Source organism: Oxalobacteraceae bacterium OTU3CINTB1, from assembly GCA_024123955.1.
In the GTDB taxonomy this organism is placed as follows: domain Bacteria; phylum Pseudomonadota; class Gammaproteobacteria; order Burkholderiales; family Burkholderiaceae_D; genus Rugamonas.
Window position 1 is genome coordinate 1625476 of sequence record CP099652.1, and the last position, 16726, is coordinate 1642201.

The window sequence follows — 16726 nt, forward strand, 5'->3', positions numbered from 1 at the left end:
GTTAGGACTCCAACTCCGTGATGAACCGCGCGACAAGATCGCGATCCTTCTCGGTCTTAATGCTCTTTTTGAGCACAGGAGCGACATGATACGCAATGAATTGGCGATCATTTGGCTTGTTCGATATCGCCTCCTTGACCACCGAAATCAACGCGGACAAGGACATGAATGAAGCAAATACTTCATATGGTTTCGAGCTTGCGAACGGAGTCTTCTTCAAGTAAAAGCGCGCCAAGCGCAATTGATCGGTTTTTTTCCATGACCGATGCGGGATGACTTTGAAAGCGTCACTGTAGTTTGCAGCTTCGATCGGAAAAGTCTCCATTAGGAAACTTGCCGCATCTTCGGATGCCAATCCTTTGAGCTTGATTTCAATCTGAGTTTGGTTATTCATGCGAACCCCCTTCAGTACTCAACAAATAATCCAAGAGGCAGCCCAGCATAACTCGCCCTTACTGCAGGCGGTTGATAATGGCCTGAGTCATTCCGCCAATGGACAATGGTTCCGCGCTTTGGCCCCATGTTATTTGCGAAACGATGATAGACGGAATTTGTCTCTCCCAAGGGTGAGCGTCGTGCCTGAAGCGTTTCTCCAACAATAGTACATCGAACCCGTTTGGATCGCCATTGCATCGTGTTGTCGGCGATCAAACGGGCCGTGCGGCTTATTTGACTGGAATGCAGAGTTCGGCGGAGAACACGCCGGTCTCGGGGTTCATCGCATAATCGGCGGGATAGCGCTCCATGCAGAGGCCGGGGACGAAGATGCCCTCTGACTGTATCCGCCCGAAGAACTCTCCCCATGCCGCCGGCATCTGGTCCGCCGTGCCCTCGAACTGCGCGATTGCATAGCGGCCGGCCGGCAGCGTCGCTTCCTTGGCCGGTTCGGCGATCGGATAATCGGCCGCCACGCCGACGCACGCGTCGTAGCGGCATTCGCTTGGCGGCGTGGTGCCCGGGTCGTCCTGCGCCACGCCGTACGTCACGCGGTTGTGCAGGCCGAAGGCTTTCTGCCACGGCGTGAACACCTCTTTCCAGAACTCGCCGATGGCGGCGCCGAACGGCCCCTTGTAGCGCAGGTACGCGACGCGCACCGCCGGTAATTCCTTGATCTCGTATTCCATGTTGGTCTCCTGATGCTTGATTAATGTCCGCCCGCGACTTTGCGCAGCGGCTGGTCCTTTTCGTCAACCGGCGCCGGGTGGCGGCGCAGTTTGCGCACCAAACGCCCGAGCAGATGTTCGAAGTCGTCGATGTAGGTGAACACCGCCGGCACTACCAGCAGGCTCAACAGCGTCGACGTGATCAGGCCACCAATCACGGTGATCGCCATCGGCGAACGGAAGCTCGGGTCGGCGCCCCAGCCCAGCGCCAGCGGCATCATGCCGGCGCCCATGGCGATGGTGGTCATCAGAATCGGGCGGCTACGCTTGTGGCATGCATCGACCAAAGCGTCGAAGCGGTTCATGCCTTCCTGGCGCGCCAGAATAGCATAATCGACCAACAAGATTGAGTTTTTCGTAACGATCCCCATCAGCATGATCAAGCCGATCATCGATGGCATCGACAGCGCGCTGCGGGTGATCAGCAGCGCGACGAAGGCGCCGCCGATCGACAGCGGCAGCGCCGCCAGAATCGTCACCGGCTGCATGAAGTCCTTGAACAGCAGGACCAGCACGCAGTAGATGCACAACACGCCGATCAGCATCGCCAGGCCGAAGCTGGCGAACAGCGCGGCCATCTCCTGGGTGTCGCCCAGTTCCGCGATCTTGACTGACGGCGGCAGGTTTTTCAGCGACGGCAGCGCGCGCGCTTCCGCATCGACTTCGCCGAGCGCGCGCCGGCCCAGCTCCACTTCGAACGTGACGTTGCGGCTGCGGTTGAGGCGATTGATCTGCGCCGGACCGCTTTCCATCGTGATGGTGGCGACGGTGGCCAGCAGCACCGGACCGTTTTTGCCCGGCACCGTCAGGCGGCCGATGGCATCGAGGTCGGCGCGCACCGAGTCCGGCAGTTTGACGCGGATCGGCACCTGGCGCTCCGGCAGATTCATCTTGGTCAGGTCGGTGTCGTAGTCGCCGGCGGTGGCCACACGCACGGTCTGGCCGATGGCGTTGGCGGTCACGCCCAAGTCGGCGGCCTTGGCGAAGTCCGGCGTGACGATGATCTCCGGACGCACCAGCGAGGCGCTGGACCGCACGTTGCCCACGCCTTGCAGCGTGCGCATTTCGCGTTCGACCTTTTGCGCCGTCGCTTGCAGCACGACCGGATCGTCGCTGCGCAGCACCAGCTGCAGCTTGACGCCGTTGTCCGGCGGTCCGACCTTGAAGCGGGCGCCCGGAATGGCGTCGAGACGGCTGCGAATCTGGTCGTCGATGTCGGCCATCGATTCCTTGCGGTCGGTGCGGTGGACCGTGGTGATGGTCAGTACGGCGCTGCGCGCCTCGGCCGCTGCGCCGGGCGCGAAGGCGTCGCCGCTCGAGCCGCCGCCGATGGAGCTGAACACCGATTTGACGCCGTGTACTTCCATCGCGGCCTGGCGTGCGCGTTCGGCGATGACGCTGGTCTCCGCCAGGGTCGAACCGGGCGGCAGTTCCAGGTTGATCTGGGTTTGCGCGCGGTCGGCGGCCGGCACGAAGCCGGTCGGCAGCAGGCCCACCAGCGAGATCGAGCCGACGAAGAACGCGGCGGCGGCCAGCGCCGTGATGCCGCGATGCTTCAGGCACCAGCGCATCACGCGCAGGTAGCGCAGCATCATCCAGCTGTCTTTTTCCTCCGCATGCGCGATCGGCTTGAGCAGGTAGGCGGCCATCATCGGCGTCAGCAAACGCGCCACCACCAGCGACGCCAGCACCGCGATCACCGAGGTCCAGCCGAACTGCTTGAAGAACAGGCCGGCGACGCCGCTCATGAAGGCGGTCGGCAGGAACACCGCCACCAGCGCAAAGGTGGTGGCGATGACCGCCATGCCGATTTCGTCGGCCGCTTCCATCGCCGCCTCCATCGGAGTTTTACCCATGCGCAGGTGGCGCGCGATGTTTTCGATTTCGACGATGGCGTCGTCGACCAGCACGCCGACCACCAGCGCCAGCGACAGCAGGGTGACGGTGTTGAGCGTGTAGCCGAACAGGTAGATGCCCAGGAAGGCCGGCATCACCGACAGCGGCAGCGCGGCGGCGGCCACCAGGGTGGCGCGCCAGTCGCGCAGGAACCACCACACCACCAGCACCGCCAGCAGTGCGCCTTCGTACAGCAGCTCCATCGAGCCGTCGAAGTTTTCCTCCACCGGCAGGGCGTTGTCGATGACCTGTTTCAGCACCACTTTCGGGTTGTTCGCCTCCAGCTCCTTGACCGCCGCGCGCGCGCCCTTGGCGACGGCCAGTTCGCTGGCGCCCTTGTTGCGGAAGATCTCGAAGCCGATCACCTGTTTGCCGTCCTGCAGCGCGATGGCGCGCGGCTCGGAGACGGTGTCGGTGATGGTGGCCACCTGGTCGAGCCGCACGCGGCGTCCGTCCGGCAGCGGCAGGTCGATGGCCGCCAGTTCGGCCGCGCTCTTGACGGTGCCGATGGTGCGCACCGATTGCTCGGCGCCGCTGACGTCACCGCGTCCGCCCGGCGCTTCCTTCTGCACCAGCCGCAGCTGGCGCGATACGTCCAGCGCCGACACGCGCAGCGCCGCCATGCGGCCCTCGTCCAGCTCCACGCGGATTTCGCGGTACACGCCGCCCACGCGCTTGACAGAGCCGATGCCGGGCACCGCCAGCAGGCGCTTGGCGACGACGTTGTCGACGAACCAGCTTAGCTCCTGCTGGTCCATTTTCTCGCCGGGCACTTGCGCCGCGGCGGCGGTGAAGGTCAGCACCACGCGGCCGGCGGTGGAGGCCTTGGTCACGGTGGGGTCGCGCAGCTCGGCCGGCATATCGGCCTTGATGCGGGCCACGGCGTCGCGCACGTCGTTGACGGCGTCGGAGATCTGCTTCTCCAGCACGAATTCGATGGTGGTGGTCGAGACGCCGTCCAGCACCGTGGTGTGGATGTTCTTCACGCCCTGCAAGGTGGCGACGGCGTCTTCGATCTTGCGCGCCACTTCGGTTTCCAGTTGCGCCGGGGCGCTGCCGTCCAGGGTGGCGGTGACGGTGACGATCGGCAGTTCGATGTCGGGGAAGTCCTGCACCGGATTGGCCTTGTAGGCCATCAGCCCCGCCAACGTGAGCAGGACGAACAGCATGATCGCCGGGATCGGGTTCTTGATCGATAGGGAGGAAAAATTCATCGCGTATCCTTATTTGGCCGTCGGCGCTACAACTGCCGCCGGGCCGGCGGCGCGCGCGGGCGCGCCCTCGGCGACGACGTGTACCAGGTCGCCGTCGTTGAGGAAGCCGGCGCCGCGCAGCACCACCTGCATGTCGGCCGTCAGGCCGCCCTTGACCTCGATGCGCTCGCCCAGGCGGCGGCCCGGTTGCACCTTGATCTGACTGACCTTGCTGTCCGTGTTCAGGCGGAACACGAAGCTGAAGCCGTCGCGCACCACGATCGATTGCTGCGGCACGGTCAGCGCGTCGGATTTACCCAGCTCGAACTGTCCGCTGGCGAACATGCCGGCCTTGAACGGCGCCTCGCCGGCGCCGGCGTTGAGCGGCAGGTCCACATACACCAGCGCCGAGCGGGTTTGCAGGTCGACGGTCGGCGCGATCATGCGCACCTTGCCCGTCACTTCGCTGCCGTTGGCAGCCTTCACGATGGCCGGGGTGCCCGGCTTGAGGCTGCGCAGGTCGGCGGCCACCACTTCGGCGCGCCATTCCAGGCGGCCCTGGCGGATCATGCGGAACAATTCCGTGCCCGGCGCCGACACCGAACCGACGGTGGCGTTGGCGGTCCGGGCGGAGATGATGCCGCTGTCCGGCGCCACCACCCTGGTGTATTTGAGGCGCAGCTGCTGGTTCGCCAGCGCCGCCTTGGCCGAGGCGATGCGGGCGTTGGCGGTTTGCTCGGTGGTGTTGTACTGGCTGATTTGCTGGGCGCTCAGGGCGCCGGAGTTTTGCAGGGTGCGCGCGCGGGCGGCATTCGCCACGGCGTCGGCGGCGTTGGCCTCGGCTTCCTGCAGCGCGGCTTTCGACTGGGCGATGTCGGCGTTGATGGTCTCCGCCGAGAACACGGCCAGCACGTCGCCGGCCTTGACGACGTCGCCGACGTTGACGCGCACCTCGGTCAGGCGCAAGCCGTTCGATTCGCTGCTGACGCTGGCTTCCTGCCAGGCGGCGACGTTGCCGTTGGCGGCCAGCTTGATCGGCGCGCTGGCGGTCGATGGCCTGGTGGTGGTCACGGTCAGCGCGGCTTTGGGGGCGTTGGCTTTCTTTTCATCGGCGGCCTGCGTGGCCGGCGAGTACATGGCCATGCCGACGCCGGCAACGACGAAGACTGCCAGCACGGCGATGGCGAGCGGTTTCAGATTGGTTTTCAGAGTTTTCATGATTGAACGAATAGGTTGTTTTTATTGGACGTTGGTGCCGCTGGCATTGGTGTTGGCAACCGCGGTGGCGACCGCCGGGGCGGCGCCGGCCGGCGCGCTCCAGCCGCCGCCGGCGGCGCGGTACAGCGACACCCAGGCGGCGCTGCGTTCGCGCTGCAAGTTGATGACGGTTTGCTCGGCGCCCAGGCGGGTGCGGCGCGCGTCCTCCAGTTCGAACAGGCTCGCCATGCCGTTCTTGTAGCGGTCTTCGACGGCGGTGAAATTGACGCGGTAGCCCTCCAACGCCGTCTGGGCATCGGTGGCGCGAGCGGCCGTGCCGTCCAGGTTGACCAGCGCCTGTTCCAGTTCGCTGACGGCCTGGCGCACGGTGGAGCGGTAGCTGGCGACGGCGGAGTCGTAGCGCGCGCCGGCCGCGTCGACGTTGGCGCGGCGCCGGCCGGCGTCGAAGATCGGCACCGACACCGACAACGGACCGATGGTCCAGGTGTCGGTCTTGGTGTTCTCGCCGCCGGAGCGGAAGTTGGCGATCCCGACCGAACCGGATAAGGTCAGGCGCGGATAGCGCTGCGCCTGGGCGTTGCCCACTTCGGCGCTGGCGGCGGTCACTTCGCGTTCGGCGGTGAACACGTCCGGGCGCTGGTTCAAGGTGTTGGCCGGCAGCGCATTGATGGCCATGGCCATGGCCGGCGCCACCGCTTCGGACGCCGCCACGCCGTCGATCAACTTCCGGCGCAATTCCGCCTCCGGCAGCGCCGTGAGCGCCACCAGCACCTTGACGTTGATGTCGCAGGTGGCGCGCTGGGTCAGATAGCGGTTGTTGCCTTCGGCCGCGCTGGCGCGCGCCAACGCCAGATTGGCGGGCGATTCGAAGCCTGCGGTCGCGCTGAGCTCCGTCAGGCGCGCGGTGTCGGCGCGCGAGGCGGCATCCTGTTTGGCGACCGCCAGCAATTGTTCGCAGGCGCGCAGCGCGTAGTATTGGTTGGCCACTTCGGCGGCGACGGAGACGCGGGCGTCATGCCAGCCGGCGTGCGCGCTGTCGAGGCGCGCCTGCGCGGCGTCGCGGGTGGCGCGGTTGGCGCCGAAAACGTCGATCTCCCAGGATGTCTGCAAGGCCGCCTGCGAGGTGGTCCCCATCGGCAGCGACGATTGCTGGTTGGCGCGGCTGATGCTGCCCGTGCCGTCGAGCGTCGGCACCAGCGCGGCGCCGGCGGCCACGCGGTCGGCGCGCGACTGCGCAATGCGCGAGGCGGCCGATGCCACCGTCGGGCTGACCGCCTGCGCCGATTCGATCAGCTGCACCAGCAGCGTGTCGCCCTGGTGGCGCCACCAGGTGGCCAGGTCGGCCTGGTTGCCGTTGTGAGGTAACTGCTGGTGCAACTGCGACGGCAGCGGCGCTTGCCACTGCTGTGGCGCCCGGGCGTCGACGTGCGGCGCCGGTGGCGTCAGGGCGCAGGCGCTGAGCGCCGTGGCGACGGCCAATGCCGCCGTCGCGCGTACGATAATCTTCATGCTTTCCTTTGGAATCTAAGTTTTTCGGCGTTGAACAGCGCTTCGGCATAGTCGACCAGCCGTTCGCCCCACTCGGTTATCGCCTCCGGCGTGGACAACATGTGCGGGGTGATCGCATTGATGACGTCTTGGGAGATCAATAATTGTACGCAGAGGGCAGGAATCGAATAAGCCAGCCGGTGGACGTCGTCGGTGGCCTCGGCCAGGCCCAGATGGCGGCACAGCACCCCGACCAGCGCCAGGTGCTCGGGTTTGATGTTGTTTTCCACTTCCATCGCCCATAGCCCGGTGGGCTCGAGCATCTCGCGGAAGAACAGTCGCAACATCACGTCCGCCTCCTGCTTCTTGTTCAGCAGCGGGGCGATCATCTGGCCGTAGTAGCCTTCCAGCGCTTCGCGCAAGGTGAAATGCGGCTGGTCGAACGCGGCCACATTCCCTCCCGCCTCGGCGCACATAAAGCTGAAGCAGGCCTGGTACAGCCCCGCCTTGTCGCCGAAGTAGTAGCTGATGGCGGCGACGTTGGTGCCGGCCGCCTGGGCGATTTCGCGCGTCGAGGTTTTGGAAAATCCCTGCTGGCCGAACAGGCGCATCGCCGAGACCAGCAGGCGCTCGCGCGACTGCTCGCCATCGGAGCGTGGCTTGCGGACGTCGTCCGCTGGCTGGCTGGCGGCGGCGGCCGTGATGGGGGCTGTGGGGGAGGGGGCTTTAGTGTTCATGGCGCGATTACATCACATAACTCAAACAAATGATATAACTAAATCGTTTGTTTAGTTTAGTGATGAGGTATCGCAGTGCAGCAGAGCTAGCGCATCGACAACTCTTCGGCAAACACCAAAAAAAGGGCAAAAAAAAGCCCGCGACCGTGAGGTGGCGGGCTGAATTCCAATGTTCAGCGAACGGTTGGAGGAGACAGTTCCAATATATCCCGATTTATGTTGCGGTGCAATACGGTAGAAATACTGTGTTTTTGTTGCCACACCGCATAACTCAGCAGTTCCGCGCTAGCCGCGACGCGGCAACGCCAGGGTAAACGTGCTGCCGTGGCCGAAATCGCTCTTGAAGAACAGCGAGCCGCCGATCAGGTTGGCGAGGTTCTGGCACAGGTACAGCCCCAGTCCGGCGCCTTCCGCGTGGCGGGTCGAGGTCGAATCGAGCTGCGAGAACGCCTGGAACAATTTGCTCTGGTCTTCCTCGCGGATGCCGGCGCCGCTGTCGGCCACCGAGAACTCGATGAGGTTCTGGCCTTCGCCCGGGCGCAGCGCCAACGTCACGCGGACGGTGCCCGTTTCGGTGAACTTGATGGCGTTATTGCCAAGGTTGAGCAGGATCTGCGTCAGCGCGCGACGGTCGGTCTCCAGCACCAAGGCCCCCGGCGCCAGGTCGATCTCCAGCGCCAGTCCTTTTTGCAGCGCCAGCGGACGCAGGGTGTCGACGACGTCGGTGACCAGCTCCTGGCACTGCACCGTCTCCAGCTCCAGTGTCACCTTGCCGGCTTCGATCTTGGCCACGTCGAGGATGTCGTTGATCAGCGAGAGCAGGTGGCGCGCGCTGGTGCGGATGGTGTTGAGCTGCTTGTCCTGCTCCACCGTCAGCGGGCCGGGAAGCTTCATCAGCAGCGCGCCGGTGAAGCCGATGATGGCGTTGAGCGGCGTGCGCAGCTCGTGCGACATGTTGGCGATGAAGGCCGACTTCATGCGGCTGGCCTCGGCCAGCTCGAGGTTTTTCAGCGCGATCTCGCGGTTGATGGTTTCCAGCTCGCCGGCGTGGTGGGCCAGCCGCATATTCAGTTCGATCACCTGGCGCTCGCGCGCCTGCAGTTCGCTGTTGACCTGGACCGCCTGCTCGTAGGTGGAGATCAGCAGGTCGAGGATTTGCTGGCGTTCGGCGTTGATGAAGTGCTTTTGATCGCCCAGGTAGAGGGCGATGCCGACTTCCATGTTCTGGTTCTTGCGCAGCTTCTGGTTCATCAGCATGTGGCCGATGCGGTTGAGCAGATAGTCTTCCGCGTACGGTTTGCGGATGAAGTTATCGGAGCCGCATTCGATGCCGCGGATGATGTCCTTCGGATCCATCAGCGACGTCACCAGGATCACCGGAATGTCGCGCAGGTCCGGATCGGTCTTGATGGCGCGGCACAGCGTGTAGCCGTCCATTTCGGGCATCACGATGTCGGACAGCACCAAGTGCGGTTTGCGTTCGCGGATCGCCTCCAGCGCCAGCCGGCCGTTGCCGGCCACGCGCGCCTTGTAGCGCATCGACTGGATCAGGCGGCGCAGTCTTTCGGCCTGGGTAGGGCTGTCTTCGACGATCAGAATTTCGATTTCGTCGGGCTGTATCTCGTAGCTGGCGTCCACAGACGACCCTCCTGATTGCTGTATTTAGCTGATGTGACTATATCGGATTTAGCCCTGAAGCAGGGGATTTTCCTGTCCCTGGAAACCGCCCGCGCGCCAGGTCAGCACCAGCGTATCACGGTGGCCATGCCCGGACAGCGGCTGGATCGGCGTCGATTCGTGGATCACGGTGGCGTCGTCGAGCAGCAGCATGGTCCACGGCGCGGTCATCGTGAAGCGTTTACCGTTCGGTCCATCGGCTTCAAAGATGCGAGTCTCTCCGCCCTTGATGCCGGCGCGCGCGATCAGGATCACGGCGACGAAATCGACGCCGTCGCGGTGCGCGCCTTCCGGGGTCGGGCGGCCGATGCCGTCGGTGGTGTCGATGCGGAACTGGTGTGCCTCCACGTACCACGGCTTGCCCACGTGGGCGTCGCCGCGCGCGGCGGCGCATACCTGGCCGATCGCCGCCACCAGCGCTTTCCAGGCCGGCTGCGCCACGGTTTCCGGCAGCATCGGCTCGAACAGGCGGTTCATGCCGCCGTGCAGGGCGTTGTACTCGAGCGGCTGCCAGTGGGCGCGGTGCGCCGTCTGCGTCAGTTGGGCGCCGTCCTGCACGAAGCACGAATGGCGGCGGCGCCGATAGCGCCCGCCGTCCTTCAGATAGTTATCCAGCTCCAGCGCGTCCCAGGCGGGAATGAGCGCATTGAGCTCGGCGATCGGCACGCCGGCCAACGCGGCCACATCGTCCGGCGCCAGCAAGGCGTAGCCGGCGCCGCGCAGCGCCGCCACGGTGTCGCCGGGCGGCGTAAAAATCGGGGCGGAGGTGGTCATGCGCTCAGCCGGCCGAGGCCATCAGGCTGGCGCGCAACGCGTCGAGCTGCTGCTTCATGCCGACCACCTCGTCCAGGGTGCACTTGGTCGCTTGCAGGATCGAAGGCGGCAGCTTGGCGGCCTCGTGGCGCAGCGCGTCGCCCTGCGGCGTGAGCGTGATGATGACTTGGCGCTCGTCGCTGGCGGCGCGGGTGCGGGTCAGCAATTCGGCCTGCTCCATGCGCTTGAGCAGCGGCGTCAAGGTGGCCGAATCGAGGAACAGGCGTTCGCCCACTTCCGAGACGGTCAGCTCGTTTTTCTCCCACAGCACCATCATGACGAGGTACTGCGAGTAGGTCAGGCCCAGTCCGCGCAACAGCTTGCGATAGATTTTACTCATCGCCAGCGATGTCGAATAGAGCGCAAAGCACAGCTGCCCGTCCAGCTGCGGTACGGCGGCTGCCGTGGTGTCGTCGGGGTGTTTTTTCGTGTTCATGCTTCCATTATGGGTAGTGCGCTATACAATTGCAAGCGATTGCGTGTAAAAAAATGTTGGGGGCAGAATAGGCTGGAGATTAGGCTAGTTATTCGGCCCCACTCAGTTATGATTGAGTCGGATGCTGCGCGGACCAGCAAGCGACAGCGGTTGTATACGACCAAACCGGGGGAGTAGCGGTACATGAACGTCAAAAAAGCCATCGTATTGATCGTTGACGAGGCTTCGGACAGTCTGATCGAGATGCATAGCCTGTTGCAGAAACAGTACGAAATCCGGCTGGCCAACAGCGGCCGGGCGGCGCTGTCGGTGATGCAGCAGGTGCCGCGCCCGCATCTGGTTGTGCTGGACACGGCGCTGCCCGACATCGACGGCTACACCGTCTGCCAGCAGCTCAAATCGAATCCCGACACCGCCGACATTCCGGTGATCTTCCTGCAGACGGCGTCCGAGGATGACCAGGAGCGCGCCCTGATGGAGGGCGGCGCCGACGTCGTCGTCAAGCCGGTGGTCGGCGACGTGTTGCGCGCGCGCGTCGACACCCACCTGCAGCTGCGCCACTCGCGCGAGCTGCTTAAGCAGCAGCGCAACCTGCTCGAACACGTGGTCGAGGAAGTCACGCTGGAGCTGAGCCAGATGCTCGACGCGATGATCTGGGCGCTGGCGTCGCTGGCCGAGACGCGCGAATACGAGACCCCCAACCACCTGCGCCGCGTGCAGCACTACGTGGTCGCGCTGGCGCGCCAGCTGCAGGGGCACAAGCGCTTTTCCGAGGAACTCAGCGACGCCAACATCAAATCGCTGTACAAGGCCGCGCCGCTGCACGACATCGGCAAGGTGTCGATCCCCGACGCCATCCTGCTCAAGCCGGACCGCCTGACCGAGGCCGAATTCTCCGTCATGAAAATGCACACGGTGTACGGGCGCGACGCCATCGTCAACGTCGAAAACCACCTCGGCTACACCAACACCTTCCTGCGCTACGCGCGCGAGATCACCTATTCGCACCAGGAGAAGTACGACGGCTCCGGCTATCCGGAAGGCCTGGCCGGCGAGGCGATACCGATGTCGGCGCGGCTGATGGCGGTGGCCGACGTCTACGACGCGCTTATTTCCAAGCGGGTCTACAAGCCCGCCTTCACCCATGAGACGGCGATGGAGATGATACGCCAGGCCAGCGGCGAGCATTTCGATCCCGACGTGGTGGACGCGATGCTGACGGCCGAGGAGGAATTCATGGCCATCGCCGAGCGCTATAGCGACAGCCCGGGCGACGAGGGCGGCGACTCGCTGCCGTTCGTCGAGACCTGACCCGGGACCGACATGCGCTCGCGCGGCTTACTGGCTTTCGCCATCGGCATATGCGTGACAATCGGCATTTGCTACGTGGTGGCGACCGAGCAGCGCGCGCAGGTGCGGGCCAACTTCCAGCGCGACGCCGACAAGGTCACGCGCGACACCGAGGTGCGGCTGCAGACCTACTTCGACATGCTGCTTAGTATCAAAGGCATGTACGCGCTGGACAACCGCATCGACCGCGCCGGTTTCAACCGCTTCATCCGCGAGCTCAAACTGGACCGGCGCTACCCCGGCTTCCAGGCGATCCAGTTCGTGCGGGTGGTGCCGGAACAGCGGCTGCCCGCGTTCACCGAGTCGGTGCGGGGCGACACCAGCGTCGATCCGCGCGGCTATCCGGCGTTCCACGTCCATCCGGCCAGCCGGCGCCCGGTCCACTACATCATCGAATACACCGAGCCGCTCAAGGGCAACGAGAATGCCTTCGGCCTCGATCTGGCGACGCTGCCGCTGCATTTGAAGTCGCTGGAGATGGCGCGCGACAGCGGCGACATCGTCGCCACCGAGCGCATCACGCTGGTGCAGGACAACAGCGGCGAGCCGGCTTTCGTGGCGCGCGCGGCGGTCTTCCGCAACGGCATGCCGATCCAGACAGCCGAGCAGCGCGACGCGGCGCTGGTGGGATTCGTCGCCATCGTCTTCCGCGTCAACACCCTGATGCGCGAAGTGATCGACGCGCCCTTGCTCGAGCATCTGCACGTGCGGATCGAGGACAGCGGATACGGCGGCAAGGCCATGCCGCCCGCCTCGGGCGACAAACTGTTGTACGACAGCGACGGCAAGGTCGATGCCATCGAGCCGGCCAAATTGCTGCCGCTGGATTTAACGTCGGTGAAGGTGCTGCCGGTCGGCCATCGCCGCTGGCTGATGCGCTTCCACGGCCACGAGGGTTCGCGCTACGGCAGTTCGTCGATGCCGGTGCTGCTGATCGGCGTGGCGGGATTCATCATCAGCGCCTTGATCGCGGCGCTGCTGGTGTCGGCGCGGCGCCTGACCGACACCAAGCACGGGCTGGAACACAGTCTGGCGGAGCTGGAGCGGCAAAAGAGCAACGTCGAGCAGGCGCGCAGCGACCTGGCGTCGGTGGTGCAGACGCTCAAGCAGGCGCAAACCAACCTGGTGACGGCCGAGAAGATGGCGGCGCTGGGCGCGCTGGTGGCCGGCGTCGCCCACGAACTGAATACGCCGATCGGCAACAGCCTGCTGACGGCCAGCGCGTTGAGCGACATGGTGCGCGATTTCGAACGGCGCCTGGCGGCCGACGGCGGCCTGAAACGCTCGGCGCTGGAGGCGCACCTGGCCGAGGCGCGCAAGGCCTGCGACATCATGAACCACTCGTTGACGCGTGCCGCCGATCTGATCACGTCGTTCAAGCAGGTGGCGGTGGACCAGGCCAGCGGCCAGCGGCGCACCTTCCGTCTGGAGGAGGTGGTGCGCGACACGCTGGCGACTTACGCCACGCAGCTGCGGCGACACGCATGCGAGGTCGTTGTCGACGTGCCGCAGGATCTGGAGTTCGATTCCTATCCGGGCAGTTTGGGCCAGGTGCTGAGCAACTTGATCGGCAACGCGCTGCTGCACGGTTTCGACGGGCGGGATTGTGGCGCCATCCATATCAGGGCGCGTCGCAGCGCCGAGGGCTCGGCGACGCTGGAATTCCGCGACGACGGCGTCGGCATGACGTCCGGCACGCTGCACAAGATCTTCGATCCGTTCTTCACCACCAAACTGGGGCAGGGCGGATCGGGACTGGGGATGAATATCGTTTATAACATTGTCACCGGGGTGTTGCGGGGGACGATCAGGGTGGAGGCGGAGCCGGGGAAGGGGACTTGCGTGACGTTGGAGTTGCCGGTCGATCCGCCACGGTGACAGGCCGGCGGTTCCTCAATTTCCAATAACTCCGGGGTCAGGTCCACCAATTCTACACGTGCTGATCCGTTAAGCGACTTGGAACCCGGATACAGTCGGGGTCGTGTAGAAATGGTGGACCTGACCCCGGATTACTCAATTGCAATACCGTTCGCGCAGCAGCGCCAGCATCGCCACGTTCAGCTCCCACGCGTTCGATACTTCCTTTTGCGTGTAGGGCAGCGTTTGCGTGTACGGCACCGGGCCGAATTCCGGCGTCAACGTCATGCGCCCGGCGCCGGCCGCGCGGCGCAGGCGCACCACCTCGTCCCACCACGACAGATGCGCCGCCAGCGCCGCCTGCGATTCCGGCGCGCGGAAGTCCGCCACCTGCGGCCCTTGCGGATGGCCGACCCGCGCGTGGATGTGGCGCACATGCGGCAAGGTCGCGGCCAGGGTTTGCGGCTGGTCGTCGAGCAGCGATTCGCAGGCGCAGCACCAGTGCGACAGATCGGCCGTCAATCGCAGTTCCGGCATCCGCTCCAGATACGGCAGCAACAGCATCGGATGCGCGCTGAAACGGCTGCGGTGGATCTCGTGGTAAATCGGCACGCCGTGGCGGCGCGAGATGGCCTGCGCCAGTTCCAGCAGCGCGCCGTTCTGCTCCGGCGTGAAGTAGTCCTTGCCGGTCTGCGAGTTCACGTGCAGCGGCTTGGCGGCGCAGGCATTGTTCAACAACTCGTCCAGCGCGTCGCGGTGGGCGTCGAAGTCCGGCACCAGCGCCGTCTCCCACTGCGAGGCGATCAGTCCCAGCCCGGCGGCGGCGATGCGGCCGGTCCAGTCTTCTCGCGCGGCGGCGTCCAGCGGCAGCGACATTTCGATGCCGTCGAAGCCGGCCGCCTTGACGCGGTCGACGAACACCTGCGGCGCCAGCTCGTTGTTGCCCCAGTGGGCGGCGAAGATTTGTACGATCAAAGGAAACCCCGCACCGGGAAGCTGGCGTCGCGCTGGATCCAGTTCAGCGGCGAGTATTCGGTGGCGGCGTCGGTGACGTGCAGCGTGTAGGCGTGGCGCGAGAACGCCGAGCGGTTCGGCGCGCTGTAGTGCGGCAGCAGGCCGTGGAAGCATACCAGGCTGCCGGCCTTGCATTCGAGCGGCACGGCGGTGCTGTCGTCCGGCCATGGCATGTCGCTCAGTTTTTCCATGCGTACGTGGTCGCCGGTGCGCAGGAAGCGTTCGCGCATCGGGCCGCGATGGCCGCCCGGTTCGGCCCACATGCAGCCGTTCTCCAGGGTCGCGTCTTCCAGCGCGAACCAGAACGTGGTCACGCTCACCGGATCGGTGTCGAAGTAGGTGGCGTCCTGGTGCCAGCGCACCTCGCCGCCGATGCCGGGCTGCTTGAAGATGTACATCGACTGCCACACCTGGGCGTCGTTCAGGCCCAAGTCGCGGGCGACGGCGACCAGGCGGGCGTCGGCCGAGAAGCTGCGGAACACCGGATCGAGATCGTGCATCGCGTGGCCGATCTTGTTGATCGACAGCGACTTGTCCTGTTTCAGCTCGCCGTCCGGGCCGAAGGCTTCCTCTTCGAAGAAGCAGCGTATCGTGTTGTCGGAGCGCAGGAAGTAGTCGTCGGTGGTCTTTTCCTGTTCGACGGTGCTGAAGATGCCGGCGCCTTTCGGGTCGAATTCGTTGACAATCTGCGCGGCGCGCGCGCGCAGCCCGGCGATCTCGGCGGCGCTTTTAAAGTCCGGCAGCACGATGTAGCCATCGCGTTGATATTGTTGTTTTTGCGCGTCTGTCAGCATGCCCGGCTCCGGAGTGATAGTGAGGATCGAACATTGTACGGCGCGGCGCGCGGCCGGACAATCCGCAAAAGGTTGACACATTGTCGTCAAAGTGGAGACAATCGGGCATGGATCAGTTACGCGCAATGGAGATATTCGTCGAGGTGGCACGGCTGCGCAGCTTCAGCGAGGCGGGCCGCCGTCTGGGGCTGACGCGTGCGATGGTGAGCAAGCATATCCTGCAGCTGGAGGATCGGTTGCAGGCGCGCCTGCTGCACCGTTCGACGCGTGAGGTGAGCCTGACCGACGCCGGCCAGGCCTACCTGGCGCCGTGCATGGCGACGGTGGAACAGGCGCGCGAGGCGGCGCGCGTGGTCGCCCACGCGGGCGCGGAGCTCGCCGGGCCGCTGCGGATACAGGCGCCGTCCAGCTTTGGCAGCGAATGGCTGGCCGGCGCGGTGGCGCGTTTCAACCTGCTGCACCCGCAGCTGTCGCCGATGCTGTACCTGGACGACGCGCTGCTCGATCCGATCGAGCATGGCTTCGACCTGACGATACGGGTGGGCGGCATTCCGGACGTGCATGCGCTGGCGATGCGGCCCCTGGCGCCGTGCCGGGGCGTGTTGTGCGCCTCGCCGGAGTACCTGGCGCGGCATGGCGTGCCGCGTACGCCGGAGGATTTGCACGACCACCGCTGCCTGCACTTCAGCCATCTGACCGACGGCACGGCGTGGCACTTCAGCAAAGGGGAGGAGCGGCGCACGGTGCGCGTGCAGGCAGCGTTCACGGCGAATAATGGATTGGTGCTGCAGCAGGCCGCGCAGCAGGGGCTCGGTATTGTCTACAACACGACGTTTTTGGCTTGGCGCGCGCTGAGGGAGGGCACGCTGGTGCCGGTGCTGGCCGACTGGGAGCTGCCGCTCAATTATCTGAGCGCGCTGTATCCGGCCAGCCGCCAGCCGTCGCCGAAGGTGCGGGCGTTGATCGATTATCTGGTGGCCGAGTATCAGCCGGTGCCGCCTTGGGACAACAAGTTGAAGGACCACGGATCCACGTAGGGCGGATTAGCGTAGCGTAATCCGCCTATGCGTGCGTCTCGGCGGCTCACAGA

General features: G+C 65.1%; 14 protein-coding genes. 3 read left to right on the plus strand and 11 right to left on the minus strand.

The window, feature by feature from the left end; translation table 11 throughout:
* Position 1: 1 nt before the first annotated feature.
* From NHH73_07040 to NHH73_07080, 9 genes are all read right to left on the minus strand, one after another.
* Complete coding sequence (locus NHH73_07040) at positions 2–394, minus strand: hypothetical protein (protein USX28029.1); 393 nt, start codon at positions 392–394, stop codon at positions 2–4.
* Between the two features lie 271 nt (positions 395–665).
* Complete coding sequence (locus tag NHH73_07045; protein ID USX28030.1) at positions 666–1124, minus strand: GyrI-like domain-containing protein; 459 nt, start codon at positions 1122–1124, stop codon at positions 666–668.
* A gap of 20 nt (positions 1125–1144) precedes the next feature.
* Entirely contained in the window at positions 1145–4273 is a 3129-nt protein-coding gene (locus NHH73_07050) for an efflux RND transporter permease subunit (protein USX28031.1), read from the minus strand.
* A gap of 9 nt (positions 4274–4282) precedes the next feature.
* Positions 4283–5470 (minus strand): efflux RND transporter periplasmic adaptor subunit, encoded by a 1188-nt coding sequence (locus NHH73_07055; protein ID USX28032.1) that lies wholly within the window; start codon positions 5468–5470, stop codon positions 4283–4285.
* A 21-nt stretch (positions 5471–5491) separates the two neighbouring features.
* On the minus strand, positions 5492–6979 hold the full coding sequence (locus tag NHH73_07060) for an efflux transporter outer membrane subunit (GenBank protein USX28033.1): 1488 nt from the start codon (positions 6977–6979) through the stop codon (positions 5492–5494).
* Positions 6976–7695, minus strand: coding sequence for a CerR family C-terminal domain-containing protein (locus NHH73_07065; GenBank protein ID USX28034.1), 720 nt, complete (start codon positions 7693–7695; stop codon positions 6976–6978). Before NHH73_07065 ends, NHH73_07060 begins: the two co-directional genes overlap by 4 nt.
* Before the next feature lie 285 nt (positions 7696–7980).
* On the minus strand, positions 7981–9333 hold the full coding sequence (locus NHH73_07070; GenBank protein ID USX28035.1) for a response regulator: 1353 nt from the start codon (positions 9331–9333) through the stop codon (positions 7981–7983).
* Between the two features lie 48 nt (positions 9334–9381).
* The gene (locus NHH73_07075) at positions 9382–10146 is read right to left on the minus strand and encodes a 2OG-Fe dioxygenase family protein (GenBank protein ID USX28036.1); all 765 of its coding nucleotides are present in this window, start codon (positions 10144–10146) and stop codon (positions 9382–9384) included.
* 4 nt (positions 10147–10150) lie between these two features.
* A complete protein-coding gene (locus NHH73_07080) occupies positions 10151–10621 on the minus strand; it encodes a MarR family transcriptional regulator (protein ID USX28037.1) in 471 nt (156 codons plus the stop codon).
* 183 nt (positions 10622–10804) lie between these two features.
* On the opposite strand from NHH73_07080, the gene NHH73_07085 reads away from it, so the two are divergent.
* Complete coding sequence (locus NHH73_07085) at positions 10805–11932, plus strand: response regulator (protein ID USX28038.1); 1128 nt, start codon at positions 10805–10807, stop codon at positions 11930–11932.
* Positions 11933–11986: 54 nt separating this feature from the next.
* Positions 11987–13849: a CHASE domain-containing protein gene (locus tag NHH73_07090; GenBank protein USX28039.1), complete on the plus strand. Its 1863-nt coding sequence runs from the start codon at positions 11987–11989 to the stop codon at positions 13847–13849.
* 135 nt (positions 13850–13984) lie between these two features.
* Here the strand turns inward: NHH73_07090 and NHH73_07095 are convergent, their stop codons facing one another.
* Both NHH73_07095 and NHH73_07100 read right to left on the minus strand, forming a co-directional pair.
* A complete protein-coding gene (locus NHH73_07095) occupies positions 13985–14803 on the minus strand; it encodes a sugar phosphate isomerase/epimerase (GenBank protein ID USX28040.1) in 819 nt (272 codons plus the stop codon).
* The gene (locus tag NHH73_07100) at positions 14800–15636 is read right to left on the minus strand and encodes a phytanoyl-CoA dioxygenase family protein (protein USX28041.1); all 837 of its coding nucleotides are present in this window, start codon (positions 15634–15636) and stop codon (positions 14800–14802) included. The genes NHH73_07095 and NHH73_07100 overlap by 4 nt, the downstream gene beginning before the upstream one ends.
* Before the next feature lie 107 nt (positions 15637–15743).
* Here NHH73_07100 and NHH73_07105 point away from each other — a divergent pair, with 107 nt between their 5' ends.
* Positions 15744–16673, plus strand: a complete 930-nt coding sequence (locus NHH73_07105) for a LysR family transcriptional regulator (GenBank protein ID USX28042.1) — start codon at positions 15744–15746, stop codon at positions 16671–16673.
* Positions 16674–16726: the final 53 nt, after the last annotated feature.

What these genes read in the sequence shown, in the direction of transcription:
- NHH73_07060 (USX28033.1), bottom strand. Translation starts at nt 6,979, where the DNA reads ATGAAGATTATCGTACGCGCGACGGCGGCATTGGCCGTCGCCACGGCG.
- NHH73_07075 (USX28036.1), bottom strand. Translation starts at nt 10,146, where the DNA reads ATGACCACCTCCGCCCCGATTTTTACGCCGCCCGGCGACACCGTGGCG.
- NHH73_07100 (USX28041.1), bottom strand. Translation starts at nt 15,636, where the DNA reads ATGCTGACAGACGCGCAAAAACAACAATATCAACGCGATGGCTACATC.
- NHH73_07080 (USX28037.1), bottom strand. Translation starts at nt 10,621, where the DNA reads ATGAACACGAAAAAACACCCCGACGACACCACGGCAGCCGCCGTACCG.
- NHH73_07050 (USX28031.1), bottom strand. Translation starts at nt 4,273, where the DNA reads ATGAATTTTTCCTCCCTATCGATCAAGAACCCGATCCCGGCGATCATG.
- NHH73_07055 (USX28032.1), bottom strand. Translation starts at nt 5,470, where the DNA reads ATGAAAACTCTGAAAACCAATCTGAAACCGCTCGCCATCGCCGTGCTG.
- NHH73_07105 (USX28042.1), top strand. Translation starts at nt 15,744, where the DNA reads ATGGATCAGTTACGCGCAATGGAGATATTCGTCGAGGTGGCACGGCTG.
- NHH73_07085 (USX28038.1), top strand. Translation starts at nt 10,805, where the DNA reads ATGAACGTCAAAAAAGCCATCGTATTGATCGTTGACGAGGCTTCGGAC.
- NHH73_07045 (USX28030.1), bottom strand. Translation starts at nt 1,124, where the DNA reads ATGGAATACGAGATCAAGGAATTACCGGCGGTGCGCGTCGCGTACCTG.
- NHH73_07065 (USX28034.1), bottom strand. Translation starts at nt 7,695, where the DNA reads ATGAACACTAAAGCCCCCTCCCCCACAGCCCCCATCACGGCCGCCGCC.
- NHH73_07040 (USX28029.1), bottom strand. Translation starts at nt 394, where the DNA reads ATGAATAACCAAACTCAGATTGAAATCAAGCTCAAAGGATTGGCATCC.